Below are 15,183 nucleotides of genomic sequence, written 5' to 3'. Positions count from 1 at the left end.
GTTGGGCTGGAATGAATAAAGAAGAAATTTTTGGATACACCGAGATTTACCGTGGCATGTTGACGAATGCTGTTGCAGAATCAGCAAAGTTGGGCTTCTCGCGGCCACTGATCATCTCCCCGGAAGCAGAGATTGATGACGGTGTGCTGCGGAGAACTTCACAGCTCCTGGGAGAGTTTTCAGGATTTTTAGATAGGGTGGTGCCTGGCTACTGGGGTAACTCTTGCCAGACACTTTCCACCAACATCTTTGCTCACTTGAACAACCAAGGCATTGCTGCAAATATTGTCTTGGGCAATGTCATCATCAATGGCACTGACGAGTTTGAGACAACCTTGGAAGGCTTGCAGCAGGAGGTTCAGGCCACTGAGCATTTGCAGGGTGAGCAAAAGGTTCATGCGTGGATTTCGCTGGGAGGTGACACCATCGTTGACGCGGCGCTGCCGCCACGTCTGGCACGGGATTATAAGGCCCCGGAACACTTCAACGACATGATGTTCATTGGAAGGGCGGTTGAGATGGTGGCTCGATACAGAGTTGCGTATCAACCAATCTTGGTAGGCACAGAGTTCTTTGCGAAGACCAATCCGCCTGATCCTATGGATCTTCTCAATGCGATGAAAGCATTGAGGGCTTGATTTGACTTATGACGCCTTGGCTGTCGCCGGTCCCCGGACCTCACAGCTTAGGAAACGGTCGCAGCCGTTTTGGCCTGGCGGCGCAAACAAAATGTAGAGGAATGAATGAAGCTGATCAGCACTAGTAATGAATTAAAAAAGCAGCTTAAAAGGTTGATAGAAAAATATCCGTATATTGCCATTGCTACTGCGTGGGCCTCTGCTGATACAGATGTTTTTCGTGCGCTGGTGAGCCATGAAGGTAAGATCGTCAAGGCTGTCATTGGCACGCACTTCTATCAGACGCACCCTGATGTTCTAGACCAATTCGTGGGTTCTAGGAAAGTGAAATTCATTCTCCAACCTGGTGGTGTTTTCCACCCCAAGGTGTACTTATTCTGGAGCAGCGAAGCTTGGGAAGTCGTCATCGGCAGCCCTAATCTAACCGTTGGAGCATTGACGAAGAACTCGGAGTTGTCTGTACTCATCGGCAGCAAAGACGGTCAAACTGACCTGAAAGACGAGATCGCTGGCGTGATTGCTGGATATTGGAATGATGCGAAAACTGTTCTACGTGCCGAGGCCGAGAACTACCGCAGCCTCTGGAAGCTTAAAGCGCGAGATCTAAAGAAGGTTGCGGACATTTTTGGGGACCAAGAAGCTACTAAGCCAGCTACGCAATCAAAGATCATGCCGATGGAGTGGAAGGAGTATCTCGCAGAGTTGAAGAAGGACAAGTCTCACGGCTTCAAAGATCGCCTTGATTTGATCGCCGAAATTCGGGAGTATTTTCAGAATCATGAGCACTTTAACGACATGGATCTTGATGTTCGTAAAGGTATTGCCGGGTTGCCCAGCACGAACAGAGTTATCAAGAATTGGGCTTGGTTCGGCAGCATGAAGGGCGCTGGCACTTTTGCAGGGCTTATCAATGCAAGCAATAAAGCGTTTTCGTTGGCGCTGGACGAGATCCCGCTTGTCGGTGAGATTCGGCGCGAGCACTATGATCGTTTCATAGTGCAGTACCTCAAGGCCTATGAAAGCGGACGTGACGGACTCGGTACCGCTACACGCCTGCTTGCCATGAAACGACCCGATGTCTTCCTGTGTGTCGATGCTCAGAATCTAAAGAGGCTTGCCCAAGACGTTGGCATTGTACGTGCTGATAAGCTTGACTATGAGCGTTATTGGGAAGAGGTGGTGGAGCGGCTAAGGCAGTCTCCTTGGTGGCAATCTCCTGAGCCGTCAAATGCTCTTGAAAGAGAAGCTTGGAATGCACGCGCTGCCATGCTCGATGCGATCTTCTACGAAGAAAAAGCCAAGAAGGAGTAATGTAAAAAAAGCCGCTGAACATCAAGCGGCTTTTTTCATCCACACGAGGTAGATTTAGCTCAGGTCTTTAACAACGGTGGTCGGGCCATTGATTTTGCACGATGCGATGCCGCTGTCACGTGCTGCTGCCGACGAATACATTTGGCTATTTCCGATAATCTCACCGTTAGCAGCTTTCAAAACGAAGTAAGGCTGACTGATTAAAGAGAGACGTTTATCGTAGCGCGCATCAAGTGGGCTGTTGATCTGGCAGGAAGCGATGCCGGTATGGGCACCTTGCTTCGATGTGTACGATTCGCTGGTCAGAATCGTTTCGTGATTATCTGCCTTCAGGTTGAAATGAAACTGGCCCGTAGGTCCTTTCTGGATAACATAATAGCCTGGCATTTGAAGATTCCTTAGTGGTTTGGATTATAACTATCATTAAAGTAGTTGCTGCATCCCACTGACTTGGGACTCTCTACAGATTGGATCGGCCTCACGTGTTTCAAGTGTATGAAAGAGAAATATTTTGCAAAATCTTCAATGGATTATTTTGCAATTATGCAACAGCCTTTTCAGTTACCTTGGCTGTTGCCGGTCCCCGGACCTCACAGGTTGGAAAACGGTCGTAGCCGTTCTAGCATAGCGGGCAGCCGTCCAAGCATGTCACTATAAATAAGAATTAATCGAAGATTTTAATTTAATTGTTTCCGTATTGTTTTTTTAGTCTTTCTAATTCTTGAAATTTCTCACATGCCGCATTAGCTTGTTCGACGGTGAAATGAAGTCCCTCGTGGTCGTGTAAAATTCTACCGCCTTTGATGACTACAAACATCTCACAATCCGGGGGCGCGATGAAACCGATATCGCATTGTTCGATCTCTTTGTTTGCTTTAAATCTGACTCTTAAAACATAATACATAGAAAATATCTTTCTAAAGTAATTTTTAATTATTTGCAAAATCAACTTACGCCAATTCATATATCGCTCCATTTTTGAGAAGATTATATTGAAGTGGTGCGATAAGTCAACTGCCTATGCAATTGAAATACTGATTTAATTAAATTCAGATGAATTTAACTGGATGTTTGACATCGGAAATCAAAGCACCGAGAGAGGCTTTGATTTATGGTTTGTGCATCTCGCGTGCTCAACCTGCTCGCTCTGGCTCTCCGATGCTTTTTACTAAGGAATTATACTGGTGTGGGTCTTTCTCATAGATTTTATCCAGAACATAGTTAGCTAGTTTTGGAATTTCTGGGATCTCTACCGGCTTCATACTTCGGTCAAATATGGACTCTAAGTGCGAAAGCTCGTTATTTAACCGATTGATTAACGCGACGGCTAAATCATCATCGCCAAAAAATTTCTTCATGCGTTCAAAGCTATCGCTCTGATTGTCGTGATGAGGGTACTTGTAAAAGAGAAATGCCTCAAGGAATTTCCGTAAATTATTGCCGAATGAGTAAAATGGCTCATGCGAAACCTTTGCGTATTCTGCATCACGGCATTTGTAGATCTGGTGGAAAAGGTAATTAAACTCGGTAATGTATTCTTTGAGATAAGATGGCATTAACGAGATAGCGCTAGCTCCGCCATTCCTTTCGATCAAAAAGTGCTGATTGCCGCCGTGGTTTTTTTCGGGTGGTAGCGACAGCTTCTTGAGGTATTTCAGGAAGTCCAGATTGTGTGTAGAGATGAAAAGCTGTTTGTAGCGATACTTGTTTGAGCCGTCAGCATTTTTCAAGGGCTTGGCGATCAGGCTTTCAATCAAGCTGTACATGAAGAAGATATGATTTCCGTCCAAGCTTGAGATTGGATCATCAATGTAGATGATTAAGTCTTTTCCCTTACTCTCTGGTTCTTCAAGTCTTGCCATGAAGTAGCAGAATGCAATAAGGCTGCACTCACCTTCGCTGAGATTATATGCAGCCTTACCATCTCGTGTGATTTCAAACTTTACGGTGGCTTTGTCGGCACCGTCACGTGCCTCTAACTTGATACCGTCATGGCCGAAAAAATTGTTGAGCAGGGAGTTGACCCGTTCCGCACCTTTTCGCTCGTCCTTCTGCTTGGCCCTCAAAGCTTGAACCTCCGCCTCGGCCTCACGAATTACTTTCTCCGCATCCGTGTAGGCCGTGTCCGCCGTGTCTGCCCCTGTCTTCAAAGTGGCGATTCGACCAAGTTCTTTATCGTAAGTGATCGTATCAACGAATGCGAACACGTCAGCCAAGCGCAGTGCTTCTCTGGCGGTGGTCTTGTCCTTTTCCAGGGTGGTAGTCTTGCCGTTGCTCTTGGTGATCAGTGCATTGATATCCTGAACGTGCTTTTCAATTTCTTTCGCGTTGTACCAAGGAGCCTTAAGGGAAACAGGCTGGAAGAGGTTGTTCTTCCGAGTCTCCAGCGATTTTTTTAGTACCTCCAGATCCTTCTTATAAACTGCTAGTGCTTGGGACAGGGCTTGGCTGCTGGATTCAAATGCAGTGCGCTCGTCGGCGTAAAACTGAGTACCTGTGAAGGTGTTGAGCCCTGCAATAGTAGCGATTTCGTCCGTGACTGAAGTAATGGCTGCATCTAAGGCCCTTTCCAGGTCGCCAGATTCCTTGCTAAAGTGCTCATCTAAAACCTGCCAAATGTCGTGAGGTAAATCTTGTCGGCAGAAGGCGCAGGTATCGCGCTTGTCGCGGTGGTGTCCGATCCCCTGCTTAACCCAAAGTTGCAAGGCACTGTCTTTGAGCAGTTCTTCAATAGCCTTGGTCGGTGTAATCGTCTTGGACAGCAGGGGTTCGGCGGTGGCGGTTAAAGACTCAAGCTTAAGGGTGACGGCCAAGGTACCTGTGATGTCAGGCAAGGCTTCTTGCTTGAGCAAATTGAGTTTGCCTGGTAGCTGCTCTGTTTCTAATGCGATGAATCCCGGTTTGCTGATGGCGGCAATATCCCGTTTTATGTGTTCAATGTTATATACGGGAGAGCGATAGTTGGGATTCTTCTTTATCTTCTCCGCTGCATGGGAACGGAGTTTTTCATCTAATCCACCGGAAGCGGTCGTGTGGGCAGACTTAGTGCGGTCGCGTTCTTTCCGTTTAGCCTCCAAATCAAAACGTAGTCCCGCCTTGCCTTCCACGCTGCCCAACTTGGCCTCAATGGCGGCTATGGCATCGTCAATTTCCTTGTTTTGCTCACCGACAATGGCAAAGGTTTTGATGACGCCACCGATTTCTTGGTTGACTAGAAAACTGAGATTGTCGGTCACGAAATCGCGGTTGTAGACCCGCACGTCGTAGTTGTGGGTTGGCAGACCTGTATGGGTGACAGCTCCCTTGTCACCTGTCACCGCGAAAGAGGAACCTGCATAATTCAGGGGTAGCTTGCGAGTCTCCAGCGAACGGAATATGCGCGAGAGCGTTGTTTTGCCAGAATAGTTCCGGCCATAAAGGATATTCAGTCGTTTGAAATTCTGTACAGTTTTTCCGCTATCTTTAACGGATTTTTTCCACTCCAAACCGCTGAAGCTGCCAAAGTTCGGTATATCTATCTGATTGATCACAGATCCCATCCCTTCAATGTTCGCCTCGCGGCAGGTTGTAACAGAATGTTACTGTGAGTCTACAGCGGATAGGTAGGCGATGCCAGTATGCAATGTCAAAAAAAGCAATTCCTCCTGATCGCCTTGGCTGTCGCCGGTCCGCGGACCTCATAGCTTAGAAGAACGTCGCTGCGTTCTGGCCTACCGGCATTTTCTGACTGGGATACGTGGATTTTTACTAGGTGCTGAAGGCTTATATCTTGATCACTTTCGTCTTCGCTACCTGTGGTTTAGGTTGTAGTTTTACTTCGAGCCTTTGGTTAGTTGTCAGTTTCATGAGATCGATGTCCAATTGCTTGTCATTGAGAAGATTCGTTGCATACAATTTAATGGCGTCAATGGCGCATATCACTTTCTCCATCATGAAGCCGGGTGCTTGATTAAAGTAGTCGTAATGAACAATATCACCTATCCAATGCTCTACAGAGATTTTTCCCAATCGTTGATTTCTCAATGCCTTCTCTTTCGGTGACATGCCTGGCGTGATTGGGTGGACCTCAATGAAAGCTTTACGTACAAATTTCTTTAGTATCGCTTCCTCGTTCCGATAGTCGGCTATTAATACGTTATAGTTATACCCGAAGTATTCTTTGCTCAAGTATGCTGATTTTATAAATTCAAGCATAACGGTAAAGCTATCATTAGACTGCATTTCCTTGCGATATTTGGCTGACTGTCTTCCGAAGTATTTGTAAGCTGTTTTGTCGGCTAAGTCCCAATTCCAGTATCCCTCTTGAGTCTTCTTCCTTATGTGAAGATTTTCTTCTTCGACAGTGGAGAGAAAAATTGCTGTTAGTGTTTCTGGTGATATGCTTGTTGCTTGTTGAATTAGAGTTAGCTTGGCGATATTGTCTTTTATGTGCTTATATGTATTGTTCTTTTTCTTGATCATGACTTCTCCTGTTTTTGTACATATAGCAGGAGTAAGGCGTCTGTCAAGTTAAAATCATATGATTTTAACTGTGTAGTAAAAGCACGGTTAAGTGCTTAGTGCGTTAATGAATGATTGGTTTGTTAGGATCGATTGTTTGTAATTTCTTTTTCTCAAGCTCAAGATTTAATGCTGCCAGTTTTTGTTCTATGATCATAATCTGGGACTTGAGCTTGGAAGCTCTTGGCCCCTTGGCACTTGCCAGCATAAGAAGAAGGCTGTGGTACTGCATGGACATGCTGCCTATCTGCGCTTCCAATCCACCAAGAGCCGAACCCATGACTGAAGGTAACGTGCTGGCCTGCTCCTTATCGTCGTTGCGGCGTGCTACTCGGTGTGGAAGGTTCGCCTGTGGACCAGTCGTGGCAGGATCTGCTTGTTCCCTCAATGTGACTAGGTGCTTGTCCAAAGTGCCGGCGCTGTCCTTGCCAGGTTGATGTTCCTTGACTTGCTTGTGCTTGGTGTCAGGACGTGGTTGTAAGCTCTTGGCAGTGGCTCTGTTGCGATTCGCACCAGGTTTGGGAGTTAGGTAGCGACGCTGATTGAAAGCCGTTCTGGCTTCGATTCCTGCTACCAGCTTGTCCTTCTGTTCTTGGGCTTCAGAATAGGACAGAAACCTTGGGACCTTGGCTTGGTGATGATCGGCAACGATTGCTGCATAATCGCCGTCCTTGGCAAACAGTGGTCCCTTCAAGCGGGTGTTTTTCTGTGCGCCAGGTAGTCGCACGGTTATGAAGTCGGTGCCTACCTTTTCCACATCCACACCGTTGCGCTTCATGAAGCCAATGAGTTGATTGCGATTGCTGACAAAGCCATTGGTGATTTCTGAGTGGAGAACCTTGGCGAAGTCGTTCTTAGCCTTTTTGTCCTTCTTGCCGTTTGGGGACTTGGCCTCAAAAGGCTTAAGAGAGATTTTGAGAGGATCGGCCACAACTTGGGCGAAGCCCAAGCTGTCGTTCATGACGGCAGAGAATGCGTTGAAAAAAGCTATGTTTTTCTCACCAGGTGGATGAATGTTGAGCTGCTGGCCGGTGGTCAGTTCTGTGTTGGCAACCAGGAAGTGGAGCTCAAGATTGCCCTTGTCCCTGTGGGCCACCCAGAAGTCTGCAAAATTCTCGTCCACCTTCAGACCAGGCATGAACGTCGAGCGAAAGGTTTCAATGACGGTGTTGATCTGTTCAGGTGTCATGGATTCGTGATCACGGAAGGCGACGACACCCGAAGTATACTTGTGCAGCCTGTTGGTTGCATTGGCTATGGCCTCAAACGAATTGGGATCGCCAGAAAGTATTTCAGGTGGCACAGAGCGTTTCTTGCCTTCATGGTCGGTGTCGGAAAGTAAGTAGTTGACTGCTGAAGCTGCACCTCCTTTACCAGTTGGAAAAATCGTTATATTCATATCTTTAACCTCTTTTCCGTAGATTTATTTGGGAAAGATTGAAGCTTTTCATTCAGGTTCCTCTTGTCAAGCCACTGGTTGAATTCTTCTTCAGAATGTTCAACTCCATTGATCCACCACTCCTTTTTTCGATTGAAGTATTGAATAGCAGGACCGTCTTCGCGATGTCTCTGGCCGTTCAGATACCACTCCTTGGTGCCACTCAGACGTTCAATAGCTGGACCATCTTCACGGTGTAGTTGGTTATTCAAATACCAGTAGACCGCTTCAACATTTTCATATCTTCCGTTCTTCATTTTCGTTCCTTAAATATTGTTGTTATGGTGGAAACGCCATCTTGAATTTTTGTCAGTTCTTCGAACATTCCCTGTGTTGTAGAGTTCCAAACCTTCATGCGATTGAGAGCACGGGCAATCTGATTGATATTGCTACCTATTTTTCCCAATGAAGCGAGAAGCTGAAGACGAAGCTTATGTTCTACCTTTGTCTCATTGTTAGCCTGGTGATTACTTGGTAGAAGTAAAGCACGAGCATGGATGGCGGTAGAAGAAGCTCCTGCTTCGATTGCTCTTTCTTGAAGGGCGGCCCACTCTTCAGGGGTGAATCTGATTTCAAAACGCTTCGTTCGTTTTGATTTATTGGCTTCGACGCCGGTTTGACCTGAGCGTTGTTTGACTTTAGGGTCAATATTCTTTTTTTGATACTTCATTTAACGATCCTATTATTATTAATTTTTCGAGCCTCGCGCAGCAGCGGGTGTGGGTGAAACCCACAATATTCAACCTAAAGTAGCCATGAAATGGGTAACGTAGGATTGATTGACCTTGCTTTAACTTACTTTCTTTGTTTTTTCCTGTTTGTATGGGGTAGGAGTAACGACCCTCCTTTAAAGATTAGCGTAACGATTTTGGATGTCAAATTTACTCACGTCTCATGAGTAAATATTTCATGTCTAAGAATTTGAATGGAAGTTAATGTTGATGATTCATAATTTGCATGGAAGTTAATGTTGATGATTCACAATTTCTATGTGTAATCGTGTTCATGAGACACGAATGAGTCCACGCTACATGAAGCCAATGTGTTGTAATTCCTATGTGGTTTCACGTTCATGAGACATGCTTGTGTCTATGAGACATGAGGCCAATGCGTCGTAATTTCTGTGTGCGTTAAGTTTCATGCGACATGTTTGTGTCTATGAGACATGAGCGCAATGAATAGTTATTTCTATTTGTGATAAATCCCATGCGACATATATGTGTCTATGCGACATGAACTGATTGTGTAATTTTATTTTTTATCCATGACGGCTATGACTCAGTGCCAGAAAAAGAAGATGAGTTACTGGGGTTGACTTCAGTAAAGCTTGCGCTTAAATGATTTGGGAACCATTAGGAGAATGAATCATGGCAAAAGAAATAATTAAAGCTGTAAAGGGTACGGTACGGATAGGTCCGCGTATTTCCAGAGCGACATACATGCAGGCAAAGTATATTTATGCCACTAAAGGGATGAGTTTTGAAGAAAGAATTGAAGAGCTACTTGATAAAGATATTGAGTATCAGATGAAGCAGAAGTGGTTTCTCGATGGATTGAATAAGAGAGAGCATGAGAAGTTTGAAGGTCTTAGGAACGTGGTCAAGAATTCAGGTGATGTTGATAGCAGCCTCTTTGATTCCAACAATTTAGATCGTGGAGGCGATCAAGATGAGTGAGCCTGACGATAGGTTGGTATATTTAAAAGCATGTGGGGAAAAGCCTCTGAATTATTATCTTCCTTTGAACGTTTTGGAAGTCATAGACGATGGAGGTAAGTTTAGTTTCAACACTACCTTTTTGACGTTTATGCTTAGAGCTAAAAGCAACGAAATAAAGCTTGAGAGGCAAACCAAAGAATGGGCCGATGAGAAAGAATCACTTGAGCGAGAGGTCTTAAAATTGACTAAGGATTTCCATGCAATGAAAAAAGAGAGAGATAAGTTCAAAAGGCAGTTGGCTAGTGCCAAGGTAAACGAGGGTGCGGAGAGTGACGAGGATGGTGAATAACCTTTAAGAAGCACCCTTGGCTTGCGCCGGTCCCTCAAGGGACCTCATGTGTAGAAGAGTGGCGAAGCACTCTCTCACTTACATTCCACCCAAGAATAAGGTTTTGAGGCTGTGGGATGAGTCATAGCAATGCTTGCATTGCCAGCATTTGCTTTGTGCGCTGTGCCAGGTAAGGGTCGGCTTTTATGTTGTTGGCATGAATTAGTTTTTAATTTGAAATAATCTTATGTTGACTTGTGAATGCCAATTGTTAGTATTAAAATATAACTATAAAAAAGGATAAATAGAAATGAAAAAGGGAAAAATATTAGCAGCGTTACTTGTTACTTTTGCTTCTAGCACTGCGATGGCTGGAAGTGCGACGAGTAACTTCCAAGCAAGTGCAGTGCTAGAAGGAAGTTGCACGTTGACAGCCACCAATGTGGATTTTGGAACTATTAACCAATCAGAGGCCACTAATGGAACTGGAACCATCACTTATATCTGTAGTAAGTCTGTTCCATATTATGTGACTATTAATGCTGGTAGTTATGGAAGTGTTGCTGCACGAAAGATGGCTGGTGCGGTTGCGGGAAATACTGATAAGTTGGCCTACAACCTTTATGCTGACGCTGCTACACAAATAATTGTTAGTGGTAACCGTTACGGTGGCGATGGCGGATTCAGTTATTCAGGAGACGGAACTGGCAAAGTTGAGACAATAACCGTTTATGGAAAAGTGGAATCAGGTCAATATATAAAACCAGATACATACGCTGATAATTTGACTGTTTCAGTGTATTATTAATTCCATAAATTTAACAAGTGCACCTTCGGGTGCTATTTTTTAGATTGCTACTCCATGTGGGCCTGAGTTAAACTGTTAAAGCTGACGCTAGTTCAGCTAACCTATACAGCAGGCATCTGATGAATTGGGCAGATAGTGGCACGAATTAACTTAAGAAAATTTATCGCTGATTTGTTATCACTTAAAAATCATGCTTAAGTCGATACCTAAAGCTATATTGATATTTTCTCGCAATACGCTAGTCTCGTTCTAGGGGTAAATTAGGAGATTCCCCTTTGAAGAATGGACGATATGAAGAAGATGGCTTGGAACTTTGGTATTTTAATGATCAACTGCATAGAGAAGATGCCCCTGCGTGTATAGAGAGTGATGGTTCAAAATCCTGGTATCACCAGGGGGAGTTGCACAGAGAAGATGGTCCAGCAGTCATATGGGGAGATGGTGCCAAGGAATGGTGGATTGGTGGCCTTAGACACCGTATCGGCGGTCCTGCAGTCGTCAATGCGGACGGTAGCTGCTCTTGGTATAGAGACGGTCAGTTGCACCGTGTCGACGGGCCAGCAGTAGAAGCTGCTAGTGGAGCAAGGGCTTGGTACCAAGAGGGAAAGCTACACCGTATGAAGGGGCCGGCTGTAGAAGGTTCTGACGGCGTAACGGAGTGGTACCGGTATGGGATTAAGATTCCAGACCAAGACTTCCTACCGAAGCCGTTTGACTCCAGAAAGCTTGCCTATGTTAGTGGTTATTACGGTAAGTCAGTGAAAGTTGTAGAGAACAGAATTTTGGCTCTGAGAAAAGATTTTTTTGACGAAGGTGAAACGTCTAGAGGTGTTAAGCCGAAGTGGTAATCCTCGCCGTTTAGATCTTCTTCGTCTATTTCGTTCTATGGTGGTAGATTCTAAGCCCGAAAAAGATGAACGTACGTTAAAGTTGGATATCAATTATGAACACTCGGTTTAAGTTCTGAGTTGATAATGCCTTGGCCGGTTGGCAAGGTATTCCGACGAACGACAACTGCACGGGGAATTATGAAGAAGCTGCACCAGGGGTATGGAGGCAAATGTATTGGCGCCGCAAGGAATGGCTTGCTGGTCATCGTGGTGGTTTTGACAGGCTGTGCAGCAGTTCGGGGAGAACCGCCACTGGTGATCTACGGCCAGGTCGTTGCGGCACAGCCTCGCCAAGTGCTGGAGCAGCATGCAAACCCGACTGGTGCTGTAGTCGGTGGTGTGGCCGGTGGTGTGTTGGGCAATCAGTTTGGCAAGGGCAATGGCAAAAAGGCCATGACGGTCTTGGGTGCTCTCGCTGGTGCTGCGGCCGGGAGTCAGGTTGGAAAAAGGGAAGAGCTGAGATCCGTCATGGATTTGCAGGTAAGGATGCCTGACGGTGCGGTAGTGCCGATCACGACCAGTGATGTGGGTTTCAGGATTGGTCAGACGGTGAAGATTACTCAGCAAGGAAAGCAGGCAACGATTGAAGCGGTAAATTGAATCAATTTTAGAAAATGAAAAGCACCTTCGGGTGCTTTTTTACTTTTCAAGGATTCAGTTCACGTGAGTTGCTTTTGTTGCTCTATGGATATGGCATAATTTAGAGAACAGCAATGAGACAAGGATAGTGCACATGATATTACCGATAGTTGATCCCTTCAGCCAGCCGTTTGAAGTGTGGACCACCAGAAATGCTACTCAAGAAGAAATGATAGCGAATTACCGGCGAACTGGAGTGATGTACGCTACTACCAACGATAAGTTGATCACTACCGTAACTAACGGATTTGAAGCGGCTATGTACATGGCTCAAGTAGGGGCAGATGGCGCATTAGGCAATCATGTCAATCATGCCTTGGACAGCGATTACAACTATAAACAGTGGCGCCTCGCCATGCCAAGGGCAACTCCGCAAGGACTTAAAAATTACAAAAGCAGCTATCCCCATTACGATGCATATGAGGTAAACAAGGAGATCAACGAGTTCGGGCACTACCTCTCACCAGGGCAGGTATTGTTCCATGCGGGAGTATGGCCAGGTGGGACCGAGCTAGTCACGGATAGGCCTTTGTCGACCTCTCTCTGTCCTCAAGTCGCTTTGAGAAATGCAGACCACAACGGTAAGGCTTACGAAGCGGGGCGTATCGATCTACTCGTCATACGAGTTGCAGAGTCCGCGACAAAGGCGTTCGCGTACAAACGTAAGGGTATGGCTCTTGGCCATGAGAACGAGGTAGTGTTCGCCGCTGGCGCAAGTCTGTCGTGGTTCTCTGAAACACTGGTGAGGAAGGACTACCCAGCAGGAAAGGCTTTTCATGATGGTAAGCATGTGCCAGCCTACGTACTGGAAATTGATTTGACCTGACCACCCATTGTCATACTGTCTCGGCAACAATGGGGAGTATAGTTAGTTTGCTGCCCCTTGGCTGGCGCCAGTCCCCAAGGGGAACTTCATGTATTGGAAGAACGTCGGAGCGTTCTGGCTTACAGATCTTGACAGAGTTAAATGATTTTGTAAGTTGTTCTCTAAAAGGAGAGCAACATGAGTATCAGGAAAATAAAGAAAAGAAATAGCTTTAGACGAAAAACCAACTATCGAAGAAAGGTATTTAAGATGAAATTTGTTGAGTTATATGGTGATTTGTATCCATTAAATGACCGAGTTATCTTCAAGATGAAAAACCATCCCTATGGCTTGCAAGAAATATATATTCATTACACGGATGGTAGGGAAGATGGAATTTTAGTTGGTGACGTCACAAATCAAAAAAGCCTCACGACTGAGAAGAAGGTTGAGATCGCATTGAAGGGCAAGATCAGAGAGATAAATATCTTTCATTGATTATATTTTTCATGGCACATAGACCACTTAAGTGGTCTGACTGTTTTGGTGTTTCATGGCTTTAACTTGAAAGATTTATCAATTTTAAGTGTCCTTTTTTGTTTAATAAAATCTTCTCTTAGCTCGCTAATCGTCTCTTTGGTTTCAGCAGAACTTCTGATATTAGGGCTGTCATGTTGATCGAAAGAATATTTAGATCCTGGAAGATACTTCTTTGCTTTCGTTCCTAAGAATTCAATAGCATGATCGGTTGCGACAGCAGCCTTATGAAATACACCCATGCCAAGTCTCAAAAACTTATTTTTCTTCAAGCCGTTGCTGTTTGCCAACTTATTTTTGATGTCAAAAGCAAGCCCCATGCTTGGACTGTCTAGCTTACCATCTACTAGAATGTTGTTTGAATCTTGAAAGAATTTCGTTTCTTTTGATGCTTCTGAAGATTGTTCTTTGACGCTTTTCTCAACGGCAGGGATGATTTCGCCTGTGTATCTGGATAATTTCTTGTTGGATATTATCTCATTGAATTCACTTTCTAGATATTGTCTTCCATTTAAGTACCATGATACTGTTCCATTAAAGTATTCATTTGCTGGCCCATCTTCCCTGTGCCTTAATCCATTTCTATACCAAAACTTAGAACCGTCTGATAATTCACAAGCAGGACCATCTTCTCGATGCTTTTCCCCATTGGCGTACCAGAGCATTGTTCCGTCTTGATATTCGATGGCAGGTGCATCCTCGCGGTGAAATGTGCCGTTTACATACCAATACACATCACCAAACTCAACATGTCTTCCATTTTTCATCTATATTCTCCTTCAACTTCAATTATGCTAGTTAAGGTAAAAATAATGTCAATAAAAAATTGATGAATTTCATGATGAAAAATAAGCACTCAATTGAGTGCCTATCGGAATACCTATTGTAAAAATTATAGCTTCGGTTTTTCTGTATTGTTGGTTTTTTCTGATTTTTTTCTTAATGCCAGCATAGCTGAGACAATGTTTGAAATATCACTGAGTTGACTGTCATCAAGTGTTTTAAGCGCCGACTGTACACTCTTGACCTTGTCAATTGGAAAATCCGATTTGGTGTATTCCACGCCGTTTAAGAACCATTCAGTCATGCCGTCAGGGTCTTCAGTAGCAGGGCCATCATCACGATGAAGCTTTCCGTGCTGATACCATTCTTTTCTGCCATTAGAAGCTTCAAAGGCAGGACCATCCTCTCTGTGAAGCTTGCCGTGTTGATACCATTCTTTTATCCCATTATCAGCTTCAAGGGCATGACCATCTTCACGATGCAGTTTGCCGTGCTGATACCATTCTTTTCTGCCATTAGCGTGCTCAATTGCAGGTCCGTCTTCTCGATGAAGCTCACCATTTAACCACCACTGTTTACTGCCATCAGGACTCTCAACAGCGGGACCGTCTATACGATGTCTATTTCCATGTTGATACCATGAATTTGTTCCATCGGCCCACTGGCAGGCAGGGCCATCCTCACGGTGAAGCTTGCCATTAATCCACCATTCTTTACTACCGTCTACTTTTTCAATCGCGGGACCATTTTGACGATGTATAAATTTGTTTAACATCCAAACTATCTTCCCATCTTTTTTCGTTACTGGAATAGATTCTCCTACGACTGCTTCATTGATATTTTTCATA

18 protein-coding genes are annotated in these 15,183 nt (G+C 44.8%); 9 read left to right on the top strand and 9 right to left on the bottom strand.

Features of this window, described 5'->3' with window-relative positions; translation table 11 throughout:
• Positions 1 to 11 precede the first annotated feature (11 nt).
• Entirely contained in the window at positions 12 to 638 is a 627-nt protein-coding gene (locus ACP7DW_RS25580; protein WP_426057304.1) for a hypothetical protein, read from the top strand.
• A gap of 105 nt (positions 639 to 743) precedes the next feature.
• Positions 744 to 1,949, top strand: a complete 1,206-nt coding sequence (locus ACP7DW_RS25575; protein ID WP_426057303.1) for a hypothetical protein — start codon at positions 744 to 746, stop codon at positions 1,947 to 1,949.
• Between the two features lie 54 nt (positions 1,950 to 2,003).
• Here the strand turns inward: ACP7DW_RS25575 and ACP7DW_RS25570 are convergent, their stop codons facing one another.
• The 7 genes from ACP7DW_RS25570 to ACP7DW_RS25540 form a co-directional block, all read right to left on the bottom strand.
• Complete coding sequence (locus tag ACP7DW_RS25570; RefSeq protein WP_426057302.1) at positions 2,004 to 2,336, bottom strand: YegP family protein; 333 nt, start codon at positions 2,334 to 2,336, stop codon at positions 2,004 to 2,006.
• Between the two features lie 295 nt (positions 2,337 to 2,631).
• On the bottom strand, positions 2,632 to 2,913 hold the full coding sequence (locus tag ACP7DW_RS25565) for a hypothetical protein (RefSeq protein ID WP_426057301.1): 282 nt from the start codon (positions 2,911 to 2,913) through the stop codon (positions 2,632 to 2,634).
• A gap of 169 nt (positions 2,914 to 3,082) precedes the next feature.
• Positions 3,083 to 5,488 carry an AAA family ATPase gene (locus ACP7DW_RS25560; RefSeq protein WP_426057300.1) on the bottom strand — a complete coding sequence of 802 codons (2,406 nt, stop codon included), beginning with the start codon at positions 5,486 to 5,488 and terminating at the stop codon, positions 3,083 to 3,085.
• Between the two features lie 223 nt (positions 5,489 to 5,711).
• Positions 5,712 to 6,410: a hypothetical protein gene (locus tag ACP7DW_RS25555; RefSeq protein ID WP_426057299.1), complete on the bottom strand. Its 699-nt coding sequence runs from the start codon at positions 6,408 to 6,410 to the stop codon at positions 5,712 to 5,714.
• Positions 6,411 to 6,513: 103 nt separating this feature from the next.
• Positions 6,514 to 7,848, bottom strand: a complete 1,335-nt coding sequence (locus ACP7DW_RS25550; RefSeq protein ID WP_426057298.1) for a hypothetical protein — start codon at positions 7,846 to 7,848, stop codon at positions 6,514 to 6,516.
• The gene (locus ACP7DW_RS25545; protein WP_426057297.1) at positions 7,845 to 8,144 is read right to left on the bottom strand and encodes a hypothetical protein; all 300 of its coding nucleotides are present in this window, start codon (positions 8,142 to 8,144) and stop codon (positions 7,845 to 7,847) included. The genes ACP7DW_RS25550 and ACP7DW_RS25545 overlap by 4 nt, the downstream gene beginning before the upstream one ends.
• Positions 8,141 to 8,557: a plasmid mobilization protein gene (locus tag ACP7DW_RS25540; protein WP_426057296.1), complete on the bottom strand. Its 417-nt coding sequence runs from the start codon at positions 8,555 to 8,557 to the stop codon at positions 8,141 to 8,143. Before ACP7DW_RS25540 ends, ACP7DW_RS25545 begins: the two co-directional genes overlap by 4 nt.
• Before the next feature lie 697 nt (positions 8,558 to 9,254).
• Between ACP7DW_RS25540 and ACP7DW_RS25535 the strand changes: the two genes are divergently transcribed.
• From ACP7DW_RS25535 to ACP7DW_RS25505, 7 genes are all read left to right on the top strand, one after another.
• Positions 9,255 to 9,563 carry a hypothetical protein gene (locus tag ACP7DW_RS25535; RefSeq protein WP_101484338.1) on the top strand — a complete coding sequence of 103 codons (309 nt, stop codon included), beginning with the start codon at positions 9,255 to 9,257 and terminating at the stop codon, positions 9,561 to 9,563.
• Positions 9,556 to 9,894 carry a hypothetical protein gene (locus tag ACP7DW_RS25530; protein WP_426057295.1) on the top strand — a complete coding sequence of 113 codons (339 nt, stop codon included), beginning with the start codon at positions 9,556 to 9,558 and terminating at the stop codon, positions 9,892 to 9,894. The genes ACP7DW_RS25535 and ACP7DW_RS25530 overlap by 8 nt, the downstream gene beginning before the upstream one ends.
• Positions 9,895 to 10,183: 289 nt before the next feature.
• Positions 10,184 to 10,681: a Csu type fimbrial protein gene (locus ACP7DW_RS25525; RefSeq protein WP_426057294.1), complete on the top strand. Its 498-nt coding sequence runs from the start codon at positions 10,184 to 10,186 to the stop codon at positions 10,679 to 10,681.
• A gap of 275 nt (positions 10,682 to 10,956) precedes the next feature.
• Positions 10,957 to 11,529, top strand: a complete 573-nt coding sequence (locus tag ACP7DW_RS25520) for a hypothetical protein (RefSeq protein ID WP_426057293.1) — start codon at positions 10,957 to 10,959, stop codon at positions 11,527 to 11,529.
• 180 nt (positions 11,530 to 11,709) lie between these two features.
• The gene (locus tag ACP7DW_RS25515) at positions 11,710 to 12,171 is read left to right on the top strand and encodes a glycine zipper 2TM domain-containing protein (protein ID WP_426057292.1); all 462 of its coding nucleotides are present in this window, start codon (positions 11,710 to 11,712) and stop codon (positions 12,169 to 12,171) included.
• Between the two features lie 133 nt (positions 12,172 to 12,304).
• Positions 12,305 to 13,036, top strand: a complete 732-nt coding sequence (locus ACP7DW_RS25510; protein ID WP_426057291.1) for a hypothetical protein — start codon at positions 12,305 to 12,307, stop codon at positions 13,034 to 13,036.
• Between the two features lie 177 nt (positions 13,037 to 13,213).
• Positions 13,214 to 13,513 (top strand): hypothetical protein, encoded by a 300-nt coding sequence (locus ACP7DW_RS25505; RefSeq protein WP_426057290.1) that lies wholly within the window; start codon positions 13,214 to 13,216, stop codon positions 13,511 to 13,513.
• 53 nt (positions 13,514 to 13,566) lie between these two features.
• On the opposite strand, the gene ACP7DW_RS25500 is transcribed toward ACP7DW_RS25505, so the two are convergent.
• Complete coding sequence (locus ACP7DW_RS25500; RefSeq protein ID WP_426057289.1) at positions 13,567 to 14,319, bottom strand: hypothetical protein; 753 nt, start codon at positions 14,317 to 14,319, stop codon at positions 13,567 to 13,569.
• Between the two features lie 125 nt (positions 14,320 to 14,444).
• The gene (locus ACP7DW_RS25495; RefSeq protein ID WP_426057288.1) at positions 14,445 to 15,182 is read right to left on the bottom strand and encodes a hypothetical protein; all 738 of its coding nucleotides are present in this window, start codon (positions 15,180 to 15,182) and stop codon (positions 14,445 to 14,447) included.
• Position 15,183: the final 1 nt, after the last annotated feature.

Origin of the sequence: Janthinobacterium sp. PSRC1-1, from assembly GCF_049897525.1 — a bacterium.
Lineage (GTDB): Bacteria > Pseudomonadota > Gammaproteobacteria > Burkholderiales > Burkholderiaceae_D > Janthinobacterium > Janthinobacterium tructae.
Note: the sequence above shows the minus strand (reverse complement) of the source record. Positions and strands in the feature narration are given on the sequence as shown.